This is a genomic window from Paenibacillus sp. XY044 (genome assembly GCF_002257645.1).
In the GTDB taxonomy this organism is placed as follows: Bacteria; Bacillota; Bacilli; order Paenibacillales; family Paenibacillaceae; genus Paenibacillus_AQ.
In genome coordinates, this window is the sequence record NZ_NQMO01000001.1 from 367,701 (window position 1) to 392,659 (window position 24,959).

24 protein-coding genes are annotated in these 24,959 nt (G+C 55.2%); 19 read left to right on the forward strand and 5 right to left on the reverse strand.

What is annotated here, in order from left to right; all coding sequences use genetic code 11:
• Window positions 1-13: 13 nt before the first annotated feature.
• From CJP46_RS01710 to CJP46_RS01745, 8 genes are all read left to right on the forward strand, one after another.
• Complete coding sequence (locus CJP46_RS01710; RefSeq protein WP_094593873.1) at window positions 14-841, forward strand: hypothetical protein; 828 nt, start codon at window positions 14-16, stop codon at window positions 839-841.
• Between the two features lie 6 nt (window positions 842-847).
• Window positions 848-1,906 carry a WXG100 family type VII secretion target gene (locus CJP46_RS01715; protein WP_143812903.1) on the forward strand — a complete coding sequence of 353 codons (1,059 nt, stop codon included), beginning with the start codon at window positions 848-850 and terminating at the stop codon, window positions 1,904-1,906.
• Between the two features lie 129 nt (window positions 1,907-2,035).
• The gene (locus CJP46_RS01720; protein ID WP_094593875.1) at window positions 2,036-2,320 is read left to right on the forward strand and encodes a DUF4176 domain-containing protein; all 285 of its coding nucleotides are present in this window, start codon (window positions 2,036-2,038) and stop codon (window positions 2,318-2,320) included.
• Between the two features lie 83 nt (window positions 2,321-2,403).
• Window positions 2,404-2,679: a WXG100 family type VII secretion target gene (locus CJP46_RS01725; protein ID WP_094593876.1), complete on the forward strand. Its 276-nt coding sequence runs from the start codon at window positions 2,404-2,406 to the stop codon at window positions 2,677-2,679.
• A 120-nt stretch (window positions 2,680-2,799) separates the two neighbouring features.
• Window positions 2,800-4,923 carry a hypothetical protein gene (locus CJP46_RS01730; protein ID WP_094593877.1) on the forward strand — a complete coding sequence of 708 codons (2,124 nt, stop codon included), beginning with the start codon at window positions 2,800-2,802 and terminating at the stop codon, window positions 4,921-4,923.
• Window positions 4,924-4,969: 46 nt separating this feature from the next.
• Window positions 4,970-5,725 carry a vWA domain-containing protein gene (locus CJP46_RS01735; protein WP_094593878.1) on the forward strand — a complete coding sequence of 252 codons (756 nt, stop codon included), beginning with the start codon at window positions 4,970-4,972 and terminating at the stop codon, window positions 5,723-5,725.
• 13 nt (window positions 5,726-5,738) lie between these two features.
• The gene (locus tag CJP46_RS01740) at window positions 5,739-6,548 is read left to right on the forward strand and encodes a hypothetical protein (protein ID WP_256992148.1); all 810 of its coding nucleotides are present in this window, start codon (window positions 5,739-5,741) and stop codon (window positions 6,546-6,548) included.
• 135 nt (window positions 6,549-6,683) lie between these two features.
• Window positions 6,684-7,490 carry an SDR family oxidoreductase gene (locus CJP46_RS01745; protein WP_094593879.1) on the forward strand — a complete coding sequence of 269 codons (807 nt, stop codon included), beginning with the start codon at window positions 6,684-6,686 and terminating at the stop codon, window positions 7,488-7,490.
• A 120-nt stretch (window positions 7,491-7,610) separates the two neighbouring features.
• Here CJP46_RS01745 and gluQRS read toward each other — a convergent pair whose 3' ends face one another.
• Window positions 7,611-8,591, reverse strand: a complete 981-nt coding sequence (gene gluQRS, locus CJP46_RS01750) for a tRNA glutamyl-Q(34) synthetase GluQRS (protein WP_094593880.1) — start codon at window positions 8,589-8,591, stop codon at window positions 7,611-7,613.
• A 178-nt stretch (window positions 8,592-8,769) separates the two neighbouring features.
• Between gluQRS and hrpB the strand changes: the two genes are divergently transcribed.
• Together hrpB and CJP46_RS01760 are read left to right on the forward strand one after the other, a co-directional pair.
• Complete coding sequence (hrpB, locus tag CJP46_RS01755; RefSeq protein ID WP_094593881.1) at window positions 8,770-11,277, forward strand: ATP-dependent helicase HrpB; 2,508 nt, start codon at window positions 8,770-8,772, stop codon at window positions 11,275-11,277.
• Between the two features lie 90 nt (window positions 11,278-11,367).
• Window positions 11,368-11,934, forward strand: coding sequence for a general stress protein (locus CJP46_RS01760; protein ID WP_373557950.1), 567 nt, complete (start codon window positions 11,368-11,370; stop codon window positions 11,932-11,934).
• A 117-nt stretch (window positions 11,935-12,051) separates the two neighbouring features.
• On the opposite strand, the gene CJP46_RS01765 is transcribed toward CJP46_RS01760, so the two are convergent.
• Entirely contained in the window at window positions 12,052-12,339 is a 288-nt protein-coding gene (locus tag CJP46_RS01765) for a hypothetical protein (RefSeq protein ID WP_094593883.1), read from the reverse strand.
• A complete protein-coding gene (locus tag CJP46_RS36055) occupies window positions 12,293-12,586 on the reverse strand; it encodes a hypothetical protein (RefSeq protein ID WP_179280989.1) in 294 nt (97 codons plus the stop codon). The genes CJP46_RS01765 and CJP46_RS36055 overlap by 47 nt, the downstream gene beginning before the upstream one ends.
• A gap of 332 nt (window positions 12,587-12,918) precedes the next feature.
• Here CJP46_RS36055 and CJP46_RS01770 point away from each other — a divergent pair, with 332 nt between their 5' ends.
• The 5 genes from CJP46_RS01770 to CJP46_RS01790 all read left to right on the forward strand — a co-directional run bounded on the left by CJP46_RS01770 (window position 12,919) and on the right by CJP46_RS01790 (window position 17,561).
• On the forward strand, window positions 12,919-13,308 hold the full coding sequence (locus CJP46_RS01770) for a DoxX family protein (protein ID WP_094593884.1): 390 nt from the start codon (window positions 12,919-12,921) through the stop codon (window positions 13,306-13,308).
• Window positions 13,309-13,462: 154 nt separating this feature from the next.
• Window positions 13,463-14,239, forward strand: coding sequence for a pirin family protein (locus CJP46_RS01775; RefSeq protein WP_094593885.1), 777 nt, complete (start codon window positions 13,463-13,465; stop codon window positions 14,237-14,239).
• 229 nt (window positions 14,240-14,468) lie between these two features.
• The gene (locus CJP46_RS01780) at window positions 14,469-15,632 is read left to right on the forward strand and encodes an acyltransferase (protein ID WP_094593886.1); all 1,164 of its coding nucleotides are present in this window, start codon (window positions 14,469-14,471) and stop codon (window positions 15,630-15,632) included.
• A gap of 533 nt (window positions 15,633-16,165) precedes the next feature.
• Complete coding sequence (locus CJP46_RS01785) at window positions 16,166-16,528, forward strand: replication termination protein (RefSeq protein WP_076169519.1); 363 nt, start codon at window positions 16,166-16,168, stop codon at window positions 16,526-16,528.
• 28 nt (window positions 16,529-16,556) lie between these two features.
• A complete protein-coding gene (locus CJP46_RS01790; RefSeq protein ID WP_094593887.1) occupies window positions 16,557-17,561 on the forward strand; it encodes a Gfo/Idh/MocA family protein in 1,005 nt (334 codons plus the stop codon).
• A gap of 119 nt (window positions 17,562-17,680) precedes the next feature.
• Here the strand turns inward: CJP46_RS01790 and CJP46_RS01795 are convergent, their stop codons facing one another.
• Together CJP46_RS01795 and CJP46_RS01800 are read right to left on the reverse strand one after the other, a co-directional pair.
• The gene (locus tag CJP46_RS01795; RefSeq protein ID WP_094593888.1) at window positions 17,681-18,250 is read right to left on the reverse strand and encodes a TraR/DksA C4-type zinc finger protein; all 570 of its coding nucleotides are present in this window, start codon (window positions 18,248-18,250) and stop codon (window positions 17,681-17,683) included.
• A gap of 102 nt (window positions 18,251-18,352) precedes the next feature.
• Window positions 18,353-19,315, reverse strand: coding sequence for a cation diffusion facilitator family transporter (locus CJP46_RS01800; RefSeq protein WP_094593889.1), 963 nt, complete (start codon window positions 19,313-19,315; stop codon window positions 18,353-18,355).
• A 268-nt stretch (window positions 19,316-19,583) separates the two neighbouring features.
• Between CJP46_RS01800 and CJP46_RS01805 the strand changes: the two genes are divergently transcribed.
• The 4 genes from CJP46_RS01805 (at window position 19,584) to CJP46_RS01820 (ending at window position 24,915) form a co-directional block, all read left to right on the forward strand.
• On the forward strand, window positions 19,584-19,961 hold the full coding sequence (locus CJP46_RS01805) for a DivIVA domain-containing protein (protein WP_094593890.1): 378 nt from the start codon (window positions 19,584-19,586) through the stop codon (window positions 19,959-19,961).
• Between the two features lie 216 nt (window positions 19,962-20,177).
• Window positions 20,178-20,738, forward strand: coding sequence for a DEAD/DEAH box helicase family protein (locus CJP46_RS01810; RefSeq protein ID WP_094593891.1), 561 nt, complete (start codon window positions 20,178-20,180; stop codon window positions 20,736-20,738).
• Window positions 20,739-21,057: 319 nt separating this feature from the next.
• Complete coding sequence (locus CJP46_RS01815) at window positions 21,058-21,459, forward strand: RDD family protein (protein ID WP_094593892.1); 402 nt, start codon at window positions 21,058-21,060, stop codon at window positions 21,457-21,459.
• Between the two features lie 276 nt (window positions 21,460-21,735).
• Window positions 21,736-24,915: a bifunctional cytochrome P450/NADPH--P450 reductase gene (locus CJP46_RS01820; RefSeq protein WP_094593893.1), complete on the forward strand. Its 3,180-nt coding sequence runs from the start codon at window positions 21,736-21,738 to the stop codon at window positions 24,913-24,915.
• The last annotated feature ends 44 nt before the right edge of the window (window positions 24,916-24,959 follow it).

Sequence of the window (24,959 nt, forward strand, 5' to 3'; positions counted from 1 at the left end):
GAGGTGGCTCATAATGTTGACGATTCATGCTTCCAGACAGGACACAATTACACTTGATAATAAAGAATTCTTTTTTCTTGCCGGGATTCTCGGTTCGAACCGGCTTCTCGGCGTGGAAGACCCTTTTCAAGGTTATCTGGCCGAAGAAATTTCGGAAGAATGGGATATCGTGAAAGCCTCTTTGCTGGAAAAAGGTTACCTTATCGAGGAAGAGAACGGCATTGAATTGTCCATGCCGCCCAAAATCTTTTCCAGAGTGGCGATTGCCGGTTTGGCGCAGCGGTCCTGCTGGCTTAAATATGTTCAAAATGACGAAACGTTCGAAGGTTATCTTCATGTGACCAACGAACGTGTCGTTCAGGTATGCAAATCTGCTGAGGACAGCCATTACAAACTGGATGAGCTCGGGACAGTCGAGGAAGCCTGCCGCACGCTGGTGGAGGAGATGGATTTGAAGGACTTTGCACCGATGGAGGCGCCGGCTTTGCTTCTCTCAAAAAAGAAGTTCGCCCATCTTTTCAGTCATACCTCGGAAATCCCGTTCGAAGAGCTCGGCGATCAGCTGGTAAAGTCAACGAACGATGTGGAAGGTTCCATCGCGCTTGCCAAATGCATGAAATACCGCACGGGTGAAGGCGAGCTGCAGCTGTCGACTTGGACCGGCAGCGGATGGGAGTCGCAAAATGCGGCTTTTATGGTCAATGACACGATGAACTGGCTCGTACGTATGAGCATAAAAGGGGATCAGGACTGGCTGACGGCCATTCCGGCAAGCAGGGAGCAATTTGAGGAAATGCTGCTTCATTGGCTGAAGCAGCCTGCAGAATTAGATGGAAGGTGAGAGTCCGTGCGTATTTCTGTTGAACCGGAGTCACTCCGGTCTTTAAGCCGTCAGTTGGATAGAAGCAGTGAACAAATTCGGGAAATGACGCTCGCCTTGAACCAGGCACTTGGAAACCTTAGGGGAGAAGCGGCTTTTCCGCAATCAGTAATGGACGAATGGCAGGCCGCACACCGGCAAGGGGAACAGATCTATTCCACGCTGAAGGATATCGGTAAATGGATCGAATCCAAGGCATCCGAGTTTCAAACGGCAGATGAGCAGCATCATTCCATCCTGAACGGTACCATGCTGTACTCGAATCCCGCACTTATGTTCCAGGCGGCGGCCGTCTCCGGTGGCGACCCGATTCTGCCTGGATATGGGCTGACAGAAGGGACGGTGTCCAATCCGCTATCCGCTGTTCAGGCCGTGCATGCCGAAGCCGGGGGCGGTTATTCGGCTTGGAATGTACACGGCACGGCAGCAGCCGGAGCGGCGGCAGGCTTAGGAACTTTGGTGGCGGGTGCTGTACTCCCGGCTGCTAAAGACGTTCGATCCGGATTGAATAAAAGCGAGTATGTTAGAAGTTCCAAATTTTTGCTGGATCGGGCAGCTAATAATCCTCAAGCTTGGAAGTTTATCGACCCTAAGGCAGCGGGCAGAAACAGAAGCCTGGGGCAAGGCCCCGGGGGCCATTCGGGAAATGGAGGGCCGTCCGGATCCGGGCCAAAGCCGGAGCTGCAGCAGGACAGAAGCGGAGAAGAGGATGGAGCTCCCGGCCATTTTATGATTAATAACGGCATAGGGCTGGGTGCCAAAGCCGGTACTACAGCCATCGGGGCTGCGGTCGGTTCCGTCGTTCCGGCAGCGTGTACCGCTGTGGGAGCCATTGTCGGTCTTGCCTCCGGGATCGTCATTTCGGCGGTAACCGATATTGAAGTTGCAGGAAAAATGCTTAGAACACATGCCGCAGATAGGATGGATTTGGTATCCGGGTCCGTCAGAGCGGTTACGCATGGGGCGAGCATGCTGGCAGACCAGGTGAAGGACAAGCTGAAGTCGCTTGGCATGCGTTTTGCCTGAAACCGGTTCTAGCAGCAGACATGAAAGTACCTTGTTATTTCCATTCGCATCTGATTCCTAACATCGGATCGTTATTACCGGCTGCTTACCCATGAAGAATACATATCTAAATGAGAGGATGGACAAGCGATGGAACATGGGACTCCTTCAGAAGCTTTACTTCCGCTCGGATCTGTGGTTCTTCTCAGAGGAGCACAGAAGAAGCTGATGATTTATGGTCGTAAGCAGATTCATCAGGAAAATAATCAGATGTATGATTATTTGGGGGTCGTATACCCGGAAGGGTATATTGATCCGAACTATACGTTTTTGTTTAATCATGAAGATATCGACAGTGTTGAATTCAAGGGCTTTTTTAATAGCGAAGAAGAAAGATTTCAAAAAATACTGTCGGATGTATCCGCGACAAGCTAAACCTAACGGCATGTCCCGTTAACAGCCTGTTTTTAGCATCATGAAGAAAACGATACAAAACCGATAAAAGAGGAGGGACCATCATGGCAGGACGTATTTTGATTTCACCGGAACAGGTGGAGGCGGTCGCTAATCAATTTAAGCAGAGCGGAGAGCAGAGCCAGCAGCTTGTAGCAAGCTTGTCCCAAGCCATCCAGGGGATGGAAGGTCAATGGGAAGGCTTGACGAAGCAGCGGTTTTTCCAGGAGTTTCAGGAAGCAGGGAGACAGATGCAGTCTTTTGTCCAGATTATGAACAGCATCAGCCATGAGCTCGGAGCCATCGCCCAGAAATTCCGCTCCATCGATGAAACGAGATAATTTTCGCCATTCAAGTTAAGGACCGTTTACAGTAGAATGAGATAGAAGGAATAATCAACCGGGTGTTCTTACTCCCGGTTTTCTTGCAGTCCACAAAGTTTATGAGAGAGGGGGGTGTCCATGTCTTTTCAACCGAACGCGGGAGATGAAATGGTTATTAACGGGGTGTTGTACCGCGTTGGCCAGCATCCTGCCGCTCCCGGATTAGCTTACGCTCAGGCAGGCAGGCAGGGGATCGTCTACCAGCTGATTCCTGCCAGCGGGAAGCTTCATGAAGCGAAAGCATTAAAAGTGTTTTTTCCGAAATATCGTATTCCTGCGATGGTCTATCAATCCGAAATGATGGAAATGTACAGTGAAAGTCCGGGCTTGCAGGTCTGCAGACGAGACGTGCTCACTCCCGAAAGAAACGAAAGCCTGATTGCCAAGCATCCGGACCTGCTGTATGCGGTGCTCATGCCCTGGATTTACGGGCACACCTGGTTTGATATTATGACCGACCAGCGCCGGCTGCTTCGCGGGGAGAGCCTTGCACTGGCGAAAGCACTTTCGGCGATTGGGTCGGGGATGGAGCAGCGGGGCTTGGCGCACTGCGATTTATCGGCGCCTAATGTCATGCTTCCGTTTTTTTCTGAAGTGGAATTACCGGAACCACGGAGCGTGGTCGAACTGGTGGACATCGAGCAGATGTATAGCCCGAAGCTGGACCGGCCTGATGTGCTGCTTGCGGGTTCACCGGGGTATGCTGCGCACCGGACGGTGCAAAGCGGATTGTGGAGCGGATATGCCGACCGGTTCGCCGGTGCGGTCATTATCGCGGAAATGCTGGGCTGGTGCGATCCCTTGGTCGTGGAAAAGGCTTGGGGAGAAAGCTATTTTGATCAGCCTGAACTGCAAAATCCGTGCGAGCGGTACTTTATTCTGAAGAACTCCCTGGAACGCAACTGGGGGGCGAAGACGGCGGAGCTGTTTGGACGAGCCTGGGAAAGCCAGGATTTGAGCAGCTGTCCGACATTCGGAGAATGGCTGGTGCTGCTGTCTACGATGTCGGAGCACAGCGAAAATGCTGAAGAGAGCGGTACGGAGAAGGAGGATGCGGTTCTGCCTGTGGAGTCACCGGAGCCTTTAAAATCCGCTCCCCCTTCGGCTTTGCGGCCGACGGCGGAGCCGGTGGAGAGAAAGTTTGCGGCGGCGGCCGCCGAGCAGGCGGCTGCCCTGGCTAAAGGGGAAGATTCCGGGTCCGGGGATCAGAATGTCGTCAACAGGCTGTTTCTTCAGGCCAGGGGACTCGAAGCAAGCGGGAATCTCAGCGGAGCCCTGGAGGTATACAGGTCCGCCCATCATTTTGTCAGCGAAGGTTCGCCAATGGAGATCGAGCTGGAGGCGGCGATCCGGGGACTGGAATTCGAGCTGAATCCGCCTGGGCAGGACCGGAAATTGGCCGGAGCTCCTTTTTACCGATCGCGCAAGTGGCTGACTACGGCCGCGGTTGTCATCCTGCTTCTGGCCGGGGCGGCGTTTGCTGTCAATCAAATTGTTGCCGATCACTCTTTTGGGAAGAAAATGGAGGCAGATGCCGGCACGAAGGCGGGCGGCGAAGCAGCTCCGGCGGGTTCGGATTCTTCCGCGCAAACGGATAAACAACAGGAGGAATCGGATCGGCAGGCGGAGCTGCAGAAGCAGGAGGCTGCGCGGAAAGAGGAAGAAGCCCGGAAACAGGCGGAAGCGCAGCGCCTGCAGGCGGAGGCCGAGAAGAAAAAACTCGAGGATGCGCGCAAAGCAGAAGAGCGCAAGAAACTGCAGGATCAGTATGCGGTCCAAGCGAAGTATGACGCCTATATGAAGCAACAGAAGGACAAAGAAAAGAAGGAAGCCGAGCGAAAAAAACTGCAGGAATTGTATCAGAAGCAGGCGCAGTACGAAGCCTATCTTGCTTTTCAAAAGCAGAAGGAAGAGAAGGCTAAGGCGGAAGCGGAAGCGGCCCGCAAAGCAGCCGATGCCAAGGCGCAGCAGCTAAAGAAGAAGCGCTCCGGCCAGGTCGTCCAGCTGATTGCCTATTATAATCAGGCCTTTAACGCCCAGCGTGGCGGCGACATTGAACGTGCCCGGTCCTATGCCAAGGATTTCGCCCGCCTGTATGAACAGGATGCGGTGTATTTCAAGGCCGTCGGCAAGGTGGGAACGCGGGCATCGGCCATCTATAAATTCCTGTCCAACGGCGCGTACTCGCTGCCTGACGTATAGATATTAAACTGACCAAGGATTATTTACAAAGGGGAGTTGTTAACCGATGAACTATACGATCCAGGCTTCCCAGCGGACTCCGGCGCTAATCATCTATTTGATCGACATCAGCGCGTCAATGAATATGCTCATGGACGGCAAGCGACGGATTGATGTGGTGTACGAAGCGCTATCGCTTGCGATTCGCCAAATGGTGTACCGGTCCACGAAAGGGAACCGGCTGACGCCCCGGTACCGGATCGCCATTCTGGCATACAGCGACGATGTGTATGATCTGCTGAACGGGATCAAAGGGATCGATGAGATCGCGGCGGTCGGTTCCCTGCCGGACTTGACCCCAAGGAGGTTTTCGGATTCGGCGAAAGCCTTTCAGCAGGCGGAGAAAATATTGCAGGCCGAGCTGCCGCGCATGCAGGACTGCCCGGCTCCCCTGGTCTGCCACATGACGGACGGGGTGTCGACGGGGGAGGATCCCGAACCGATAGTAAGGCGCATCATGAGCATGAGCGTGCCTGACGGGAACGTGCTCGTGGAAAACATTTTCATTTCCGATCATATGCTCGAGGAGCCGATTGCCCAGCCGCGCCGCTGGAGAGGCATCCTGCCGGACACGCCCCTCCATGAGGAGCATGCGGTGAAGTTGAGAAATATGTCTTCCCCGCTTCCGGAAAGCTATCGGGAAATGCTGGTTGAAGCCGACTATTTGCTGGCCCCTGGTGCGCTGATGATGCTTCCGGGAAGCTGTGCTGAGCTTGTTTCCATCGGTTTTCAAATGTCGGCGGCCACGCCGGTAAGAGCTTAGGAGGGATCCGCCTATGAAATTAAATTCGGCAGCAACCGGTGACATGTTTGCGTTTATCAGTTCCCAGGCCCAGGAACAGCCGCTCGCTTCCCATTCCGGACGGGTGCTGTGCAGGTACGCTTATGGACGGGCGATGGAGACGCTGCAGCAAGGGGATAACGGACAGGATTTCGTCGGCGTGCAAACCTACGGGGACGTGTGCAATTTTGTGCTGTGCGACGGTGTCAGCATGAGCTATCAAGGAGATTTTGCGGCACGTTTTCTCGGCAACACGCTGCTGGATTGGCTTGACCAGACGCGGGACTGGTCTTCGGCGGGATTCACGGAATTCATGTCGTCCATTACCGACTCGGCCTCGGCGCAGCTTCAGCGATTAACTCCTCCCGGCGGAGTTCCCTCCCTTCTTCGGGAGGTGCTGGAGGATAAGCAGCGTTTGGGCAGCCAATCCATGTATATTTGCGGCCGGATTGAGCTGCCCGTAAGCAGAAGGAAGCAGGGGAGACTGTGGATGGCGTGGCAGGGAGACTCGCGGCTGCGGTTTTGGAAGGACGGGCTGGAAGTCAGCGAGCACTTTGATGACACGTTTCGGACCAATGAGCGCTGGTCCACGTTAACCGGCCCCGTCGGCGGCAAACCGCATGTGTACCAAACCCGGCTGGATTACGGCATGCCGATGCGCCTGCAGCTGTATACCGACGGTCTCGCCGATCTGGACCCGATTCATCAGGTGCTGCCGGACGAGCTGATCCAAATATTGCTCGATGCGCCCCATACCGAAGGACTTCAGGATGACGCCGCATTCCTTGAGCTGCAGTGGTCGTAATCAGCGGCTTGCATCTGGATGACTCTTCGCTGGTATAAAAATTTGTTTGCTGCGCAATGATTAAGCTGACCTCCTTTTTGGGTAATCTTGAGACAGATAACTATATTTGATGAGGATGGAAAAGGAGAGATAGCGATGAGTCAGCAGCAATTCAGCAAACAACGATTCGAAGGGAAAACGGCGATTGTTACCGGCGCAGGCTCCGGCATCGGGAAAGCGGCGGCGATCAAGCTGGCGCAGGAAGGCGCTAACGTGGCCTTATTTGATCTGATCAATGAACGGACTTCAAAAACGGAAGCCGAGATCAATGCGATCCGCGAAGGAGCCGCCCGTGCTTTTGACGTGGATACTTCGGATGCGGCGCGCGTGGAGAAGGCGGTGCTGGAAACCGCCGAGCTGTTCGGCTCCGTGGATGTGGTGTTCGCGAACGCGGGAATCAACGGCGTACTGGCCCCGATTGAGGAAATGCAGCTGGAGGATTGGCAGCAGACGCTGAGCGTGAATCTGAACGGTACGTTTCTGACGGTTAAATACGCGATTCCGCATCTGAAAAAACAGGGCGGAAGCGTCATTATCACCAGCTCGATTAACGGTAACCGCACCTTCTCGAACTTTGGCATGTCGGCATACAGCACATCCAAAGCAGGGCAGGTGGCTTTTGCCAAAATGGCGGCGCTGGAGCTGGCCAAGTTCAAAATTCGCGTCAACGTCATTTGCCCGGGCGCGATCTCGACCAACATCGATCAAAGCACGGAAAAGACGGAAGAGCTGAAGGAAATCGTGATTCCGGTCAAGTTTCCGGAAGGAAGCCAGCCTCTCGCCGACGGACCGGGCAAGCCGGAAGACGTGGCGGATTTGGTGGCCTTCCTGGCTTCGGACGAGTCCAAGCATATTACGGGGGCACAGATCATAATCGACGGTGCGGAATCGCTGTTGGTATGACAGCTTCAGGTTTGTGAAAAACGGCAGCTCAAGCGGTGGATACCCTTGAGCTGCCGTTTTCCGTGCGGAGGTATGTTGCGGCCTCCATAAAGTCGTGAGTTTGCAGCCGCGTGAGCGCTATTATTTTTCGTACAGCCGGGTAAGAAGCTCCTCTGAAATGACGATGGGCTCGGCAGGAATGAGGTCCACATCGAATTTGTCGATCAGCTCGCGGGGAGCAGCCGGACCCGGCTCGGGCAATAGCCCGCCGATCCAGGCCAGCCAGCCGGTGAGCTTGGCTGGGGATATCCCTTGCTCCCGGAGCGCCGCCAGGCTCGTGTTCCCATGCCGCTTCGCCAGCCGCCTGCCGTCCGTTCCCATAAACAGGGGGACGTGGGCGAAGGAGGGGATCTCCCAGCCAAGCGCCTGGTAGAGCTGGATTTGCCGCGGCGTCGAATCCAGCAGGTCGGCGCCCCGCAGCACGTGGGTGACCTGCATCATGGCGTCGTCCACGACGACAGCCAGCTGGTAGGAAAACATGCCGTCCGCCCGCTTGACGATAAAGTCGCCTGTGGCTGCCGGGTCAAAGGCATGCCGTCCGCTGACGCCGTCGATGAACGCCACCGGCTCCTCCCCGACCCGGTACCGGATGGACGGCTGCTTCAGCTTGGCCTTGGCCACCCTCTCTTCCGCGCTGAGATTCCGGCAGGTGCCGGGATAGGCCGGCCCTTCCGCGGCGAGTCCGTGCGGGGCGCTGGCCGCGGACAGGAGATCGGCCCGGCTGCAGAAGCAGGTGTACAGGGCGCCCTGCTTCTGCAGCCGGTTCAGGGCGTCTTCGTAATGCTGAAGCCGTTCGTTTTGCGTATAGGGAGCATAGGGACCCCCGACGTCGGGGCCTTCGTCCCAGTCGATGCCAAGCCAGCGCAGATCGTCCAGAATCTGCCGGGCCAAGTGCGGCTTGGACCGGGGCTTGTCGATGTCTTCCATGCGGAGGATGAAGCTTCCGTGCCCGGAGCGGATTTGCAGCCAGGCCAGCAGGGCCGTCCAGGCATTGCCGATATGCATTTCCCCGGAGGGGGTCGGGGCAAACCGTCCGCGCAGCTTCGGGTTGCTTGGGTTCATGATGTTGTCTCCTTTCCCCATTAATCAGTCAGGTCGGTCAATCCGAATGGATACATTTTATAGCAAACCTGAATAGATATCCAGCGCATGCAGGCTTTATAATAGAGTGATACAACGCTGTCGGGTCGATCGTTTAGGCCTGATCCTTACTATACATAAAGAGAAAACGGGTGGAATCATGACAGAAATGGAGCTGCCGGTGCTTCAGGTCATACCGGAACTGAAAGAAATATTGAACCGCCGGACGTCGGCGCTGCTCATTGCCGAGCCGGGGGCAGGCAAAACGACCCAAACTCCGCTCGCCTTCCTTCATGAAAGCTGGCTGGACGGCCAAAAAATCGTCATGCTGGAGCCGCGCAGGCTCGCGGCCCGGTCAGCCGCGGCTTACATGGCCTCGCAGCTCGGTGAGAAGGTTGGACAAACCGTCGGCTACCGGGTCCGGATGGACAGCAAGACCAGCGCGTCCACGCGGATCGAGGTCGTGACGGAAGGGATATTGACGCGCATGCTGCAGCGTGATCCAGAGCTTGGCGGCATCGGCATGATCATCTTTGACGAGTTTCATGAGCGCAACATCCATGGCGACCTGGGGCTTGCGCTTGCGCTGGAATCCCAGTCGGTCCTACGGGAGGACCTGCGCCTCCTGATTATGTCGGCCACGCTGGAAGCGGAGCCGGTGGCCGCCTTGCTGGGCGGAGCACCGGTCGTTCACTGCGCGGGCCGGCAGTATCCCGTCGAGACGGTCTACGCACCGCCGGCTGCCGGAACACCGCTTCATCACGCCGTGGCTGCGGTCGTTGCGGGAGCTTTGTCCGCCCATGACGGGGACATGCTTGTGTTTCTCCCCGGAGCGAGGGAGATCGGCCAGGTCCGCCGGGAACTCGAGCAGAGGGGGCTGCCGGCGGGCTGTGTGATCCGTCCTCTGCACGGCCAGCTGCCGCAGCAGGAACAGGATGAAGCCGTGGCACCGGACAGGCAGGGGCGCCGGAAAATCATCCTCAGCACCTCCATCGCGGAAACGAGCTTGACGATCCAAGGGGTCACGATCGTGGTTGACGGCGGACTGATGCGCACACAGATGTTTTCCCCAAGGACCGGCATGTCCGGACTTACGACGGTCAAAGTGTCCAAGGCGTCGGCGGATCAACGCAGGGGCCGTGCCGGGCGGACGATGCGGGGGACCGCCTACCGGCTGTGGAGCCGGGAAGAGCAGGACTTTCTGCCGGATCGGAGCACGCCGGAGATATTACAGACCGATCTGGCGCCGCTGGCCCTTGAGCTTGCGGCCTGGGGGGTGAAAGACCCGCTCAGCTTGCAGTGGCTTGACCCGCCGCCTCCAGCGGCGTACGGGCATGCTGTGGAGCTCCTGCAGCGGTTGGGAGCACTGGATGCCGGCGGAGGGATCACCGGACTGGGGAAAAAGATGTCCGCTGCCGGGATGCATCCCCGTCTGTCGCGGATGGTCCTGCTGGGAGCCGGGCAGGGGCATGGGATGCTGGCGGCCGTATTGGCTGCCCTTCTGCAGGAGCGGGACCTGTTCCAGGGACAGGCCGCGGACCGGGACGTCGATATCCGGAAGCGGATTGAGGCTGTGGCCGCTTGGATGCGCGGCGGCCGGGGAGCGCAGTCCGGCCTCGCGGACGAAGGGCTGATCCGCCGCATCGAGCAGGAGATCCGCGGCATTCGCGTTTCCATGGATCTGAACGCAGAAGAGGAGATCAGGGAGGAAAACGCGGGTCCGGTGCTCTCCTTGGCGTATCCCGACCGGATCGGACAGAACCGGGGGAACGGGAGATTTCTGCTGACTTCGGGCAGGGGCGTAGAGATCGGGCAAGTTCAGCTGCTGAGCCGCGCCCCGTATATCGTGGCAGCCAGCGTGGATGACGCCAGAGGGGCAGAAGGACGGGTGCTTCTGGCTGCTCCTCTTCAGGAGGAGGAGCTGTATGCACTTCATCAGGATGATATCGTCCGGGAAGGAGCTATCGCCTGGGACCGGCAAATCCAGGGGGTTAAAGCAAGACTTGTGACGAAGCTGGGCGTGGTCATCCTGCGAGAGTCGCCGGATCCTGCGCCGCCGCCTGAGGCCGTAGCCGAAGCGCTGCTGGACGGTATTGCCGCCGAGGGACTGGACATTCTGCCGTGGACCAAACCTTCCTCGCAGCTGCGACAGCGGCTGCAGTTCATGCATCTGACGCATGCCGACTGGCCGGATTTTTCCGGAGAGACCCTGTCCGGGACCCTTCGGGAGTGGCTGCTGCCATACCTTCACGGAATGAAGAAGAAGAGCGATCTGCAGCGGCTGCAAATGTCTACCGTCCTTGAGCAAAGTCTAACGTGGGAGCAGCGCAGGCAGTTGGATCAGGAGGCGCCGACTCACGTCACCGTTCCCAGCGGTTCGCGGATCCCGGTGGACTACAGCGATCCGGCCAAGCCGGTGCTTGCCGTGAAGCTTCAAGAAATGTTCGGGCTGCATGAGACGCCGCGCATCGGCAGGGGAGCGACGCCGCTCACCCTACATCTGCTGTCTCCGGCTCAGCGGCCGGTGCAGGTTACTTCGGACCTGGCCAGCTTTTGGAAGCAGGGTTATTTTGACGTCAAAAAGGATCTTAAAGGCCGCTACCCCAAGCATTACTGGCCGGACGACCCGCTCGAGGCCGTTCCGACGAGGAGAACCAGACCCCATTAATTTCTGCCTTTACCAGCGGTTCATCGTTGTTTGCAAATCCCTGGACAGGGGTAATAGAAGGCATAACAACAATGAATGGAGGGTGAAATCATGGATCATGGCAAAAAAATCGTTGGTGTTTTTGAGAGTGAGCAGGAAGCATCCCGGGCGATCACTGAGCTGCAGGATTTCGGTTTTCCCCCTGAGGATATTTCCGTCGTAACGAGAGACCGGGAAGATTTACAGACGATTACGGAGGATACCGGCACGAAGGCGCCGGAAGGCGTGGCCGCAGGCGCTGCCACAGGCGGCATGCTCGGCGGTGTAGCCGGACTGCTGGCGGGAATCGGCGCACTCGCCATTCCGGGGATCGGCCCGATTCTCGCGGCAGGCCCGATTGCCGCAACGCTTGCCGGTGCTGCGGTGGGTGCCGGTGCGGGCGGACTCGTCGGCGGACTGATCGGCCTGGGCATTCCGGAAGACGAGGCCAAAGAGTACGAAACTTATGTGGATAAGGGTAAAATTTTGGTTATCGTCGAGGCCAGAGGCAGGGATCGGGACATTTACGACGTGTTCAACCGGAACCGTTCCCTGAATGCCCAGCGCTACAACAGGGATCTCGGTCTGGTAACGGACGATACCGCTACCTTGACTGAAGATGATCACGTTCGCCGATAAAGACCTGACAAAAAAACGGTTCCCTTAGGGGACCGTTTTTTATTTTTGTGTGATTGGCGGGCAGCTTCCTTGCTGCATTATGCGGCCCGTTTGTATGGGTCCCTGGGGCAAGTACCGCTAGACCATTTTTACGGCTTTATAGGCCCATTTCAGGTCCTGCTCCCACTGCGCCGAAGCGTCGGGCAGAATCCATGCTTTACGTATGCAGTATTCGGTAAGCTGCTGCATAAATTCAAGAGCCGTCCGCAGCTCTCTGGCTACGGTATCCTGAACATGCGGCGGATGTTCCAACAGGCACTGGGCGAGCAGACTGATCCGGACTTGCGTATCCTGCATCAGGTCGGCTGCAATATATTGGTCATTGAGCGTCTTCAGGCCGGTTAGGCTCTCCAGGAGGGGATTCATGGTTGTCACCTGCTTGGAAGGAGGGTGGAATCGCTTGGGTTTGCCCGTAAAAAACGTCGTGGAGCTGTTCGAGAAGCGATTTGCGCATATGGGCGCTGGTCTTTAGCAAATCGATGAGAGCAGGATCGGAAACGAGCTGCACCAAGGTCTCGGATTTGATGATGCCGAGCGTCTCATGTCTGATCAGTTTTTGCCAGGAGGCGTTCGGAACGGGACTTCCGGCCTTTTTAAGGCTTGCGTCCATCATTGCACCCCCTGTCTTTTTTGGAATATTGTGACCTGGATCAAAAGAGGATATGCACGGAATACATAAATTTTTCCTGGGCGACGGGTTAAGAAGTAAAAATGTAAATCAGGGATTGACAAAGATCGATTTATGAATTATCTTAATATTAAGATGTTTAACCAAACAGAAATGAGGCTGATCCAATGCAGCGGTTATGCCGATATTAGTGGGCTGATTGAGGAGTTTGTTTAGAATTGTATTGGGAAATTATCTGTAAGGTTATAGGTGCTTTTTTTTAGCTAAATATCTTAATATTAAGAAAATTAAATTTAAAAAAATGGAGGATGTTGAAGATGGTTGCATGGGGATTGTTGATTATTCGTTTGGTGATTGGACTTACGTTTGCCGGGCATGGCGCGCAAAAGCTGTTCGGCTGGTTTGGCGGAGGCGGCTTAAAAGGAACGGCCGGGTGGCTTGCATCGATGAACTTGAAGCCGGCTTTCTTGATCGCGCTTGTTACGGGAATCTTTGAATTTGCCGGGGGGCTGCTGTTCGCTGCCGGTGTTTGGACTCCGCTTGCGGCGATGATGATCGCTGTAACGATGATCGGCGCCATAGTCACTGTACATGGCAAAAACGGCTTTTGGGTGACGTCGAACGGATTTGAGTACAATCTGATTTTGATCGCCGCCGTCGTGGGTGTGGCATTGACCGGTCCGGGAGCATACAGCCTGTTTCAGTAAGGATGGCATAATAGGGAAAGGCATTTGGGCTGTATTGGTTCGGAAGGTATACTCAAGGGAGCTGGATTTTTCGTAATTAATATTTTCGCAAGGAAAATATTCGGATGCTCGTTATTACAGAAAATGAATCAAAACTTGAAAGGATGGGATTCGCATGCATGTACGGCGCTATTTGCCTTCGATGCAAGGCCGCGGACAATTTGATGGAGGAACAATTACGGAGCAGAAACCGATCGGGTTTCCGGGAGAGGGATCGGTGATTAACCGGATCGGTCCGTTGTTTTACTGGGCATGGGCCCACACCCCGGAGGAAGGTCATATTCCTCTTCACCCCCATTTTGGATTTGAAATTATGACGTACGTCATTCAGGGGAAGGCTGAACACGGGGATTCGCTCGGTACCCGCAGCACGGTTGGTTCCGGCGGTGCACAGCTTATTCAGGCCGGCTCGGGTGTCAGCCATGAGGAGCGGCTGATCGGTCCGGACATGGAAAGCTTTCAAATCTGGTTTGAGCCGGATCTGAAGGAATCGAATAAACGGAAGCCGGCTTACGAGCAATGGGAGCACGAACAGTTCCCGGTAACGCAAATCGCCGGGGGAACCGTCAAACAGATCGTGGGCGGAGACGCTCCGCTTAAGCTCAGCGTGGATGCCGGGATGTGGGACGTTCAGCTGGAAGCAGGCGCTTCCTATAACCACTTCCTCCGCAAGGGCCGGGCGCTGGCTGCGCTCGCGATTCGGGGCGGTGGCCGCTGGAGCGGTGAGCTTCCTGGCGTCCATGAGGAAACGTTTGATGCGCGCGATTTTATGCTGCTGAGCACCGATCATGACGAAGAGATCACGGTACAGGTGCAGGAAGGCCCGCTTCGGTTGCTGCTGATTGAAGTTCCGGAACGCGTCGATTATGCGCTGCTCCCGAAACGCTTTTAATGATGTGGTTCGGGCGCGATCCTGAGCCTGGCTGTATGGGTTTGGATCAAAGAACGCTTTGCCAATTCTTTCTGGCGGGCGTTCTTTTTTTCGTTTAGGATGGAAAAGGGTAAAGTAAAGAAAATGAAACGGAACATGTGATTTTTGAATGATTCATCCGCTTGGCTCCATACACAAATTCTGCATGATCATCCAGGAACGTCATCACTTTTCGCACCAGGAGGAAGGTATGTCAAAGAAAGCTAGGATACAGGAAATTGAACTGCTGCGCGGGATGGCCTTTTTGGCTGTGGCCCTGCAGCATGCGATCGCCCACTACTCCGTGGTCGGCGGGGTGAGAATGGAGGACGGCGTCATCATGACACTGCTGCTGATGGCGGCGAAGTTCGCGGTACCCGTTTTTATTTTCATCACCGGGATGGTGCTGTTCTATAATTACGACGGGCCGCTGAGATACGGCACTTTTATACGGAAAAGGTTCAGTGATGTTCTGGTTCCCTACATATTGTGGTCGGCCGTTTATTTCGGCATCAGTCAGCATTGGAACCTCGGGTCACCAGCGCAATGGGGAAAATGGGCGATGATGCTCTTCACGGGCAAAAACAGTTATCATTTATGGTATGTGGTCATGATCGTGCAATTTTATATCCTGTTCCCTGTGTTCCGCATGCTGATCCGCCGGATGATGAAGGCTGCTCCGCACCGATTGTGGATGATCCTGTTGGTGCTCAGCGGGTTGGCTTATCTGGTGCTGTTGTACTTCCGGCCGGAAATCGGGGCGCTGCTGGCGAAAGCGGATATTCCGTTTCTGACTCCGTTTTTTAACGCTTACGCCGATCGCAACTTCGTCTATTTCACGTTTTATTTTATCCTTGGGGCAGCAGCAGGCATGTTTCCCGAGCGGTGGAGATGGGCCGTGGAAAAAGGCGGAGTGATTTATTTGCCTGTCTTTATGATCCTGTTTGGATATTATACCTATATCCTGGTTGGCAGCTTTCAAATGTCGGACGGGCTGCAGATCAATTTTAATTTGGTGTCGCTGCTGCGTCCGCTCATTGCCGTGTTTCTGGTGAGCTCGGTTTTCGTCATATACAGGTTCGCGCTTCAATGGACTCGTCAGGCAGGTCCGCGTGCAGAGAGAGCGATGTCCTTGCTCGGCAAATATTCCTACGGCACTTATCTGGCTCATGCTCTCATGCTGCGCTTCACCTATTCCTTCGATGCCTGGTGGTTTGCCGGGTGGAATGTCGCGTTGCGCATGCTGGTGTCGTTCATTATTTGCGTGGTGCTGTCCTATCTCCTGACCGTGGCTTTGTCTTACCTGCCATTCGGCAAGTGGACGGCAGGGGTCTCTTCCTTAAGAAAAAGAACAAGCCCGCCAAAGGCGGCCTGATCCAATCATACGGCATCAGCGATCCAGCAACACGAAATGCTCAGCAACACGAAATGCTCGATTTGCCAAATCTAATCAAAAGCAGCTCATATCATTCCAATCAACAAGCCTTGTGTTTCGCCCGCCCGCGGAGCCTGGGCTTATTCTTTTGCCAACCACCTACTGCTGTTATTTCAACATATGAAAAATTCATAATAGCAAAAGCACGTTCATGTCTGGCTCCTTTAGCGTAATTCTGCTATGCCCAACGTACTTAGCCCTTGAGATGCACGTAACAAAAGGGTGCGAACCAAAACGCCCGATTTAGCCAGAGTCACACTGCTTCAGACGATTCCATCTATTACGATATGTACCGTATCAGACTGATCCCAAAAGTACCTAGATGATGCAGACGGATTCGAACCGATACCCTTCCCAACCGCTACGGATTCATCCAAGTGAAACCTTCATGCTATGCTTTTTGGAAAATAGTCGTTTATAATGGAAGTAAATTGGTTAATGAAGGAAATAGGGAAGAAAGCGAGGAAGCTGGCATGGCCTTTATGATTGCCCAGCGGGCATTTATTAAAGCTTACCTGATCACGATGGTGGAGCAGCACCGCGGATATGGTTATCAGATGCTGGAAGAACTGAGACAGGAGTTTAAAAGCTATGGCTATTCTCCGCCGCAGAGCGAAATTTACCGTGCACTGCACGAGTTGGTGCAGGAGGGGATCTTTTACCGGACCAAGCAGCTGAAGGGCAGCGATCCGCGGGTGGATTTCCAGGAAATCGTACTGTACCATTTTACGGACGACGGCGCCGAGAAGGCCAAGTTGTATAAAAAACAGGTCAAAACCGACCTGGACCGCTGTCTGGGCATTTTGCACAAGGCGGTTAACGACAATTACCAATAAGACCCGGAAGGGAAGGAGGGCGTAAGGGATGCAGGAGAAGCTGCGTTTTGGGGTTTTAAGTACGGCCAGTATCGCAAGAAGCGCTTTTATTCCCGGCGTCCAAGGTGCCAGACGCGCTGAGATTGCTGCGGTGGCCAGCCGGGATTACGCCAAAGCCAAGGATACGGCAGATCAGTTTGATATACCGAAGGCGTATGGAACCTACGAGGACCTGCTGAAGGATCCCGACATTGATGCGGTCTATATACCACTTCCCAACCATTTGCATAAAAAATGGACCATTAAGGCTGCGAGAGCCGGCAAGCACGTGCTGTGCGAGAAGCCGTCTGCGCTCAGCGCGGAAGAAGCTTCCGAAATGGTCGAAGCGTGCAGGGAAGCGGGGGTGATTTTCTCCGAAGCGTTTATGTACCGCTATCATCCGAAGCATCGCAGGGTCCGGGAAATCATCGAGGAAGGCGAGATCGGCCAGATCCGTGCCCTTCACGGCTGCTTCACGTACAATCACATCGAAAATAAGGAAAATGTGAGGTACAAAAAATCGATGGGTGGCGGGGCCATCTATGACGTCAGCGGCTACCCGATTTCGGCTGCGCGCATGATACTCGGCGAGGAGCCGCTGGCCGTGTCGGTTCAGGCGATGTTTTCGGAGGAACATGATCACGTGGACGTCATGGCAACCGGCCTGGTGGAGTTTCCAAACGACGTGGGACTGACCTTCGATTGCGGCATGTGGGCGGCACCACGGTGTACGCTGGAGATTGTCGGTTCCCATGGACGGTTGGAGCTGCCGGTAGCATTTGGATGGGAGCAAAGCGAGGAACCGGCCCAAATTATCGTCCATATCGGCGATCAGCGGCGGGAAGAGCGATTTGGTGTAATGAGCCATTTTATGCTGGAAGCTGACGCTTTTGCCGCAGCGGTGTTGGACGGAACGCCGCTTCCTTATTCTCCCGAAGATGCGGTACGGAACATGAAGGTCGTGGAAGCGTGCCTGAAGTCGGCCGAGTCGAAAAAGAAGGTCTTTCTGCAATAAGCGTTCATTTGCAAGTTCAGAGGGAGGCGAGGTAGCCTCTGAACAAATGAAAGCCCCGGGTTCTCTTAAGGAGAGCCCCGGGGCTTTGATTCGTGTGTGCCGATGAAATCGGCACAACTTTACATGCCTTCATCATAATCGGCGACGTCACGCTTGGCGGCCATGGCCGGTGTATTGGACGTGCCGTATTCCTCCACGGATTCCCAAGCATCCGCGTCATCAAAACGGCCGTCATGGCGCTGACGGTTCTCCCCTGCGCCGGACGGCGGCGGGGTCATCACCTCTTCTTCGACCGGGCGGTCGCTGCTGATGTCCCGATTCGGCGTATGCTCGACACAATAGGCGGTATAAGGGATCGCCTGCAGACGCTCGAACGGAATGTCCCGTCTGCATTCCAGGCATTTTCCGTATTCCCCGCGGTCCATGCGCTGAAGGGCGCTGATGACCTGGTCCAGCTCATCCTGCAGGGTGTCGTTAACGGCCAGATCCCGGCCGCGTTCGAACACTTCCGTGCCTACATCGGCGGGGTGATTATCGTAAGAGGACAGCTCGCCCGTGGATTCGGTGAGCGAGTCGCCGAGCAGAGCATTGTCCTCGCCATTCGCATGAAAATGGTGTTCCAGCTCCTGTTTGCGTTCCAGCAGTGCCGCTTTGAGCTCCTGCTTCTGTTCGCTGCTTAAATGACTCATGGATAAGACTCCCTTCTGACAGTAGAATAAGGTATCTGTACTCTTTCCTTACCCTAAAGGCGCCGGGGACAATCATACCGTTTCTGTTCGTCACTGCGCGGGTTAGACGGTATCTACCCCGTCCAGGGCACAGGGGAGATCGCCGATCTCCAGCTGCAGGGTGACATGACCAATGCCGAATTGCTCGCGCAGCTCGGCGGCTGCCTGCTGCAGAAGATTGTCGCCATTGCAGGGCTCCGTCACCACAAGATGGGCTGTCAGCGCCGTTTCCGTAGTGCTCATGCCCCAAATATGCAGGTCATGCATGCTTTTGACCCATGGCAGGGAAGTCAAATAATTCCGGATGGCCGCAATGTCAGTACCCGGTGGGACGCTGTCTAGGGCCATATTCAGCGAATCTTTCAGCAGCCCCCAGGTGCTGATGCCGATCGCGAGCACGATCAAGAGACTGACGACCGGGTCGACCCACAGCCAGCCAGTGGCGGAAATGACGATCCCTGCGATGACGACGCCGAGCGATACCCCGGCATCCGCAGCCATATGCAGAAACGCGCCCCGGACGTTCAGATCGCCCCGGCGCCCGGAAACGAACAGCAGCGCCGTGAAGGCGTTGATGAGGATGCCGACCGCCGCCACCCAGATGACGTCCACCCCGTCGACGGGCTGCGGGTGAATAAGACGGGTGATGGCGCCCCATGCGATAAGCGCGATCGCCGCGAGCAGGAACAGGCCATTGAAGAGGGCCGCGAGGATGGAGGAGCGCCGGTAACCGTACGTGCGCAGCTCCGTTGCTTTCTTCCGGCTAAGCAGGCTGGCGGCCCAGGCCAATACGAGAGCGAGCACGTCGCTTAAATTGTGGCCGGCATCGGCCACGAGGGAAAGGGAATGACTGATCAGGCCGTAAGCTGCTTCCAGAATAACAAAAGCCGTGTTGAGCACGATGCCGATCAGAAAGGCACGGTTATAGTTGGCCGGTCCGTGTGCGTGCGAATGCGAATGCGAGTGTGAATGCGTATGTTGTTGGGCTGATGAATGGGCATGATGGTGATGATGACCGTGTGCCATGAGTGGCTCCTCCTTTGGATACAAAGCGAAATTGCTTCATGTCTTACATTAATATTAACATATGAGCATCTATTCATATAATAACACATTCAGCGCTCGTGTCAATTTGTGCCATCCCATAGGATGGCCATTTTTCTTTGGAACATTCTCCAAAAAAGCGGGGAACGGTTTTCATCCCCGCCAAGGATGTGATATAAAAAATATAGGGTGTGGGAGTAAGACAGGACATCCTCCCTTCGCGGGGCTAGAGATTTGGAGGTATTCGTCAATGGATGAACATATGCAGCGCCGATTGGATAAACAGAAGAAGCTGTTCAAGCAGCTGGGCATTCATCTGGATGCACTTTCCATCCATGAAAAGGTGTTCAGCAACAAGCTCCGGGGTTACGATCCGGAAGAGGTGGATGCCTACCTGGATGAAGTCATAAGCGATTACGAGCGGTTTTATGCGATCATTTCCGATCTGATGGATAAATGGCAGGAGCAGCAAATCACGCTGCGCGACTTGAAGGCAGGCTCACGGCCGGAACCGGACCGTTTTGCCATCGATCCGAAGGTGATAGAAGATCTCGTATTGAAAATGGAGTATAACCTCAGACAGCTCAAAAGCAAGATCAGGCCGGATCCTGACTTTTTCATCGATTAAACCATTACATACAACATAACGGCAAAAAGCTCTTCCGAATATCATGGACAGAAATCCGGGTTCGGGGGGGCTTTTATTTTTGTGCATCGTTTTTCTATATTCCACTCAAAATGGGCGGTATAAGTGCTCTTTTGCATCTATACTCGGTATTCAAGGAAAGTGAGCCATCCCTGTTGAATTCACCACAACCATGCGAATTGTAAAGGAGGGGACCGGATGAAATTCATCCTTATTTTTGGACCGCAGGCCGTAGGCAAAATGACCGTCGGACAGGAGCTCGAAAAAATAACGGAGCTGAAGCTTTTTCACAACCATATGACGATCGAGCTGGTATCCCCGTTTTTCAGCTACGGCTCGGAAGCCGGGAAACGGCTGGTGGGATTGTTCCGGCGGGAGATATTTGAAGAGGTTGCCAAAAGCGACCTCGCCGGCTTGATATTCACGTTTGTATGGGCGCTGGACCTGAAGGCGGATTGGGATTACGTGGAGGAGGTATGCGGGATTTTCGAGTCCAGAAGCGCGGAAGTGTATTTCGTGGAACTGGAGGCTGATCTTGGCGAGCGGCTCTCCCGCAATCTTAGTCCAAACCGGCTGCAGCATAAGCCCACGAAACGGAACACGGAGTGGTCCGAAAATGAGCTGAAGCGATCGATGGAAAAGTACCGGCTAAATTCATACGACGGAGAGATCCAGCGGGAGAACTATTTGAGAATCAACAACACGGATTTGAGTGCAAAAGAGGTGGCGGGCAAAATTAAGCGTGAATTTGGACTGTAGTTTTTACTCCATGGCCTCAAGTTGACCGCGATCCCGTAACTTTTTTCTCTCCGTGTTGTTCATTAAATAAGCAGCCCGGTAACAGTCCGCGGGTTTTGGGAGGTTATGAACGATTGAGGCGGGATGCCGGCGTGTTTTTGACAAAGGAATCGTGTATTACACATACCTTGATGGAATCAACACCGTGATATCATCCTTCGATCAGTGCGGGGCATATGGAAGAAACAATGACCATGCCGTCGCATAAGTAAAGAATGTACAACCAAAGCGCCAGAATTCAATAGAGGAATAACTTGGGGCGCGAAAAGGAGGACGCGGAATGAACCGAAATGCGGGCTTCTGGATCAGGCTTGGGGCATCGCTGGTGGATGGGCTGCTCGTCGGCCTGCCGATCATGATTGTGGTGTGGCTGATTACGGGAAAATGGGGAAACGAGGATTGGATTTCCGATACGATCAGCGGTTTGTACACGCTGCTCGTGCCTGTAATCTGGAACGGTTATACGGTGGGCAAAAGGATATGCAACATCCGGATTCGCAAGGTGAGCGATCATCAGCCTCCCGGAATTGGGACCATGCTGCTGCGGAACGTCGTGGCTGGCCTCGTATATGGTCTGAGCTTCGGCATCTGCGCGATCATCAGTGCTTTTATGGTGGGGTTGCGTGAAGACAAACGGTCGATTCATGACTTTATTGCCGGGACGGAAGTCGTATATGACTGAACAGTGTTCTGGCTGAAAAGTAACAGGATGCACGCCGCCTGGCCGGAGAATTCCGGACCTCTGGCTGATGTGCGGGACATTCATATCATGATAGGGTAAAAGGTAGGATAAGACAGCGTTGTCAGGCGTACGCAGCCAAGCAGCCGTCAAATCCTCCTTTTTTCTTATAAAATGACTGGATTACTATTTTGGTCAATTGGTATTTTTCGAACGTTTACTGGTCCGCTGCTAGGGCTGGATTAAAGAGAAAAAAACAGGATGATGGAGGGAATAACCATGCCGCAAACCATTCAAGTGCCTCAACCCAAAACCTACGGACCTTTAGGCAATCTGCCTCTGCTGGATCCTGCCGCACCGGTGCAATCATTGGTGAAGGTCGCCTCGGAGCTCGGGCCGATCTTCCAGTTCCAATATCCCGGCGGCCGCAGAGAGCTCTATGTGTCCGGCCATGAATATGTGAAGGACGCTTGCGACGAGAAGCGTTTTGATAAAAGGGTCTGGGCTCCGCTGCAGAACGTGCGCGCTTTTGCCGGTGACGGCCTCTTTACGAGCGCAACCCAGGAACCCAATTGGAAAAAAGCTCATAACATTCTGCTGTCCAGCTTCAGCCAGCGGGCCATGCAGAGTTACCATACGAAAATGCTGGACATCGCCATGCAGCTGATTCAAAAATGGGGGCGGCTGAATCCGGATGAAACGGTAGACGTTCCTGCCGATATGACCCGGCTGACGCTCGATACGATCGGGCTGTGCGGGTTCAGTTACCGTTTCAACAGCTTTTACCGGGAAAACAACCACCCCTTTATCGATGCGATGGTGAGGGCGCTAGACGAAGGGATGAACCAGCTACATCGTCTGGGCATCCAGGATATGTTTATGATCCGCAAGAAGCGGCAGTTTCAAGAAGATATTCAGGCGATGTTTTCGCTTGTCGACGAACTGATTCGGGACCGTAAGGCGCATGGAGGGGATGCGGATGATCTGCTTGCGCATATGCTGGACGGCGTCGATGCGGACACGGGGGAGCGGCTGAATCACGAAAATATCCGCTACCAGATGATCACGTTCCTGATAGCGGGGCATGAGACGACCAGCGGCCTGCTCTCCTTTGCGATCTATTTTCTGATGAATAATCCCGATAAGCTGCGCAAGGCGGTGGAAGAGGTGGACCGCGTCATGAAAGACCCTGTGCCGACGTATCATCAGGTACGGGAGCTCAAATATGTCCGGATGGTTCTTAGCGAGTCCTTGCGATTATGGCCGACCGCGCCGGCCTTCTCGCTGTACGCCAAAGAAGACACCATGATCGGGGGAGCCTATCCGATTCAAAAGGGAAACAGCGTAACGGTACTCATTCCGGGACTTCACCGGGATGCGCGTGTCTGGGGAGATGACGTGGAGACGTTCAGACCCGAGCGGTTCGAGGATCCGAGCAAGGTGCCCCATGATGCGTATAAGCCGTTCGGCAGCGGCCAGCGGGCGTGCATTGGCCAGCAGTTCGCCTTGCAGGAAGCCACGTTGGTGCTGGGGATGGTGCTGAAGTATTTTGACCTGGCGGATGCCGGCCACTACGAACTCAAGGTGAAAGAGACGCTAACGCTGAAACCGGAAGGATTTCGGATCCGTGTCCGCCGTCGTAAGGGGGCAGCGATTCCGGCTGGTTTCGGCAGCGCCGAACCTGTGGAAGCCGCTGCGAGTGAATCCGCCAAGCCGGCATCAATAGCGGAAAATGAACATCATACGCCGCTGCTCGTCCTGTACGGCTCCAATTTGGGCACGGCTGAAGGGATTGCCAGAGAGGTGGCTGACCGTGCGAGGAACCAGGGATTTGACAGCCAGGTTGGTCCCTTGGACGAATATGCCGGCGCGCTTCCCAAGGAGGGAGCGGTGATCATCGTAACGGCTTCTTATAACGGCCAGCCTCCTTCCAACGCGAAGGCTTTTATGGACTGGCTGGAATCCGCCGATCATTCCGCCATCCGGGATGTCAATTACGCGGTATTCGGCTGCGGAGATCACAATTGGGCCAGCACGTACCAGCGGATTCCGCGCCTGATTGACGAGCAGCTGGCCGCCAAAGGGGCGAAGCGGCTTCTCCCTCGCGGGGAGAGCGATGCCAGCGGCGATTTTGAACGGGAGGTTGACGAGTGGACGGAGCATTTATGGCCGGATTTGATGGCTGCGTTAGGACTCCCGGTCGCGACCAGCCGCGAAACCAAGCGGAGCACGCTGTCGCTGCGCTTTGTCCAGGGTGTGGCGGCCGTTCCGCTGGCGGAGACCTACCACGCCGTATCCGGACGGATCGTGTACAGCTGCAATCTTCAGCATGCAGACAGCGGAAGGGTCACGCAGCACATCGAAATTGCGCTGCCGGAAGGTACCGCTTATCGCGAAGGGGATCATTTAGGTGTGCTCCCAGTTAATCCAGAGCCATTGGTACGGCGGGTGCTCCGCCGATTCCAGCTGGAAGGCTCGGCGCACCTGATTCTGACGGCGGGCGGAAATAACAGCGCTCATCTGAAGACAGGGGTGCCGATCCGGCTGGACGAACTGCTGTCCCGCAGCGTGGAGCTGCAGGAGCCGGCCACCCGCGCCCAAATACGGGAGTTGGCATCAAGTACGGTATGTCCGCCGCATGCCAGGGAGCTGGAGGCGCTGCTTGAGGAAGAGACGTTCCAAACAGACATTCGGGCGAAGAGAGTCACAATGCTCGATCTGCTAGAGCAATATGAAGCCTGTGAGCTGCCGTTTGCGCGTTTCCTGGAGCTGCTGCCGGCGCTAAAGCCGCGATATTACTCCATCTCCAGCTCGCCTATGGCCAGTCGAGGTACGGCCAGCATCACGGTCGGCGTAGTTCGGGGAGAGGCATGGAGCGGCAGGGGAACGTACAGCGGCATCGCCTCCAACTATCTGGCTGCGCTCGAGCCGGGAGCTGAGGTGTTGATGTTTGTCCGGTCTCCCGAATCCGGCTTTGTGCTGCCGGAGGATTCAGCCACACCGATGATCATGGTAGGTCCGGGCACAGGTGTAGCCCCGTTCAGAGGCTTTATCCAGGCGAGACGGGTACGGCAAGCGGGAGGAAAGGCGTTGGGTGAAGCCCATCTGTACTTCGGCTGCCGGAATCCAGAACATGATTACCTATACCGCAAGGAGTTTGAGCAGGCGGAAAAGGACGGCCTCGTGACGCTTCATACGGCTTTTTCCAGAGTGGAGGGTGCGGATAAATGCTATGTCCAGCATCTCATGAAGCAGGAAGAGGAGCTGCTGCTGACGCTGCTCGAAGCCGGGGCCAAGCTGTACATCTGCGGCGACGGTACCCGAATGGCGCCCCAAGTGGAAGAAACGCTGATGGACTCCTATCGGGACAAATACGGGGCAAGCCGTGAAGAGGCAGCCAAATGGCTTGCCGGGCTCGAGTCGGCAGGAAATTATGTGAAGGACGTTTGGGCAGGTTGACCTTCCGGCGGCAATGCTCCGGGACTTGCCGCATTTTTATTGAT

What these genes read in the sequence shown, in the direction of transcription:
- CJP46_RS01710 (WP_094593873.1), top strand. Translation starts at nt 14, where the DNA reads ATGTTGACGATTCATGCTTCCAGACAGGACACAATTACACTTGATAAT.
- CJP46_RS01720 (WP_094593875.1), top strand. Translation starts at nt 2,036, where the DNA reads ATGGAACATGGGACTCCTTCAGAAGCTTTACTTCCGCTCGGATCTGTG.
- CJP46_RS01725 (WP_094593876.1), top strand. Translation starts at nt 2,404, where the DNA reads ATGGCAGGACGTATTTTGATTTCACCGGAACAGGTGGAGGCGGTCGCT.
- CJP46_RS01730 (WP_094593877.1), top strand. Translation starts at nt 2,800, where the DNA reads ATGTCTTTTCAACCGAACGCGGGAGATGAAATGGTTATTAACGGGGTG.
- CJP46_RS01735 (WP_094593878.1), top strand. Translation starts at nt 4,970, where the DNA reads ATGAACTATACGATCCAGGCTTCCCAGCGGACTCCGGCGCTAATCATC.
- CJP46_RS01740 (WP_256992148.1), top strand. Translation starts at nt 5,739, where the DNA reads ATGAAATTAAATTCGGCAGCAACCGGTGACATGTTTGCGTTTATCAGT.
- CJP46_RS01745 (WP_094593879.1), top strand. Translation starts at nt 6,684, where the DNA reads ATGAGTCAGCAGCAATTCAGCAAACAACGATTCGAAGGGAAAACGGCG.
- gluQRS (WP_094593880.1), bottom strand. Translation starts at nt 8,591, where the DNA reads ATGAACCCAAGCAACCCGAAGCTGCGCGGACGGTTTGCCCCGACCCCC.
- hrpB (WP_094593881.1), top strand. Translation starts at nt 8,770, where the DNA reads ATGACAGAAATGGAGCTGCCGGTGCTTCAGGTCATACCGGAACTGAAA.
- CJP46_RS01760 (WP_373557950.1), top strand. Translation starts at nt 11,368, where the DNA reads ATGGATCATGGCAAAAAAATCGTTGGTGTTTTTGAGAGTGAGCAGGAA.
- CJP46_RS01765 (WP_094593883.1), bottom strand. Translation starts at nt 12,339, where the DNA reads ATGAATCCCCTCCTGGAGAGCCTAACCGGCCTGAAGACGCTCAATGAC.
- CJP46_RS36055 (WP_179280989.1), bottom strand. Translation starts at nt 12,586, where the DNA reads ATGATGGACGCAAGCCTTAAAAAGGCCGGAAGTCCCGTTCCGAACGCC.
- CJP46_RS01770 (WP_094593884.1), top strand. Translation starts at nt 12,919, where the DNA reads ATGGTTGCATGGGGATTGTTGATTATTCGTTTGGTGATTGGACTTACG.
- CJP46_RS01775 (WP_094593885.1), top strand. Translation starts at nt 13,463, where the DNA reads ATGCATGTACGGCGCTATTTGCCTTCGATGCAAGGCCGCGGACAATTT.
- CJP46_RS01780 (WP_094593886.1), top strand. Translation starts at nt 14,469, where the DNA reads ATGTCAAAGAAAGCTAGGATACAGGAAATTGAACTGCTGCGCGGGATG.
- CJP46_RS01785 (WP_076169519.1), top strand. Translation starts at nt 16,166, where the DNA reads ATGGCCTTTATGATTGCCCAGCGGGCATTTATTAAAGCTTACCTGATC.
- CJP46_RS01790 (WP_094593887.1), top strand. Translation starts at nt 16,557, where the DNA reads ATGCAGGAGAAGCTGCGTTTTGGGGTTTTAAGTACGGCCAGTATCGCA.
- CJP46_RS01795 (WP_094593888.1), bottom strand. Translation starts at nt 18,250, where the DNA reads ATGAGTCATTTAAGCAGCGAACAGAAGCAGGAGCTCAAAGCGGCACTG.
- CJP46_RS01800 (WP_094593889.1), bottom strand. Translation starts at nt 19,315, where the DNA reads ATGGCACACGGTCATCATCACCATCATGCCCATTCATCAGCCCAACAA.
- CJP46_RS01805 (WP_094593890.1), top strand. Translation starts at nt 19,584, where the DNA reads ATGGATGAACATATGCAGCGCCGATTGGATAAACAGAAGAAGCTGTTC.
- CJP46_RS01810 (WP_094593891.1), top strand. Translation starts at nt 20,178, where the DNA reads ATGAAATTCATCCTTATTTTTGGACCGCAGGCCGTAGGCAAAATGACC.
- CJP46_RS01815 (WP_094593892.1), top strand. Translation starts at nt 21,058, where the DNA reads ATGAACCGAAATGCGGGCTTCTGGATCAGGCTTGGGGCATCGCTGGTG.
- CJP46_RS01820 (WP_094593893.1), top strand. Translation starts at nt 21,736, where the DNA reads ATGCCGCAAACCATTCAAGTGCCTCAACCCAAAACCTACGGACCTTTA.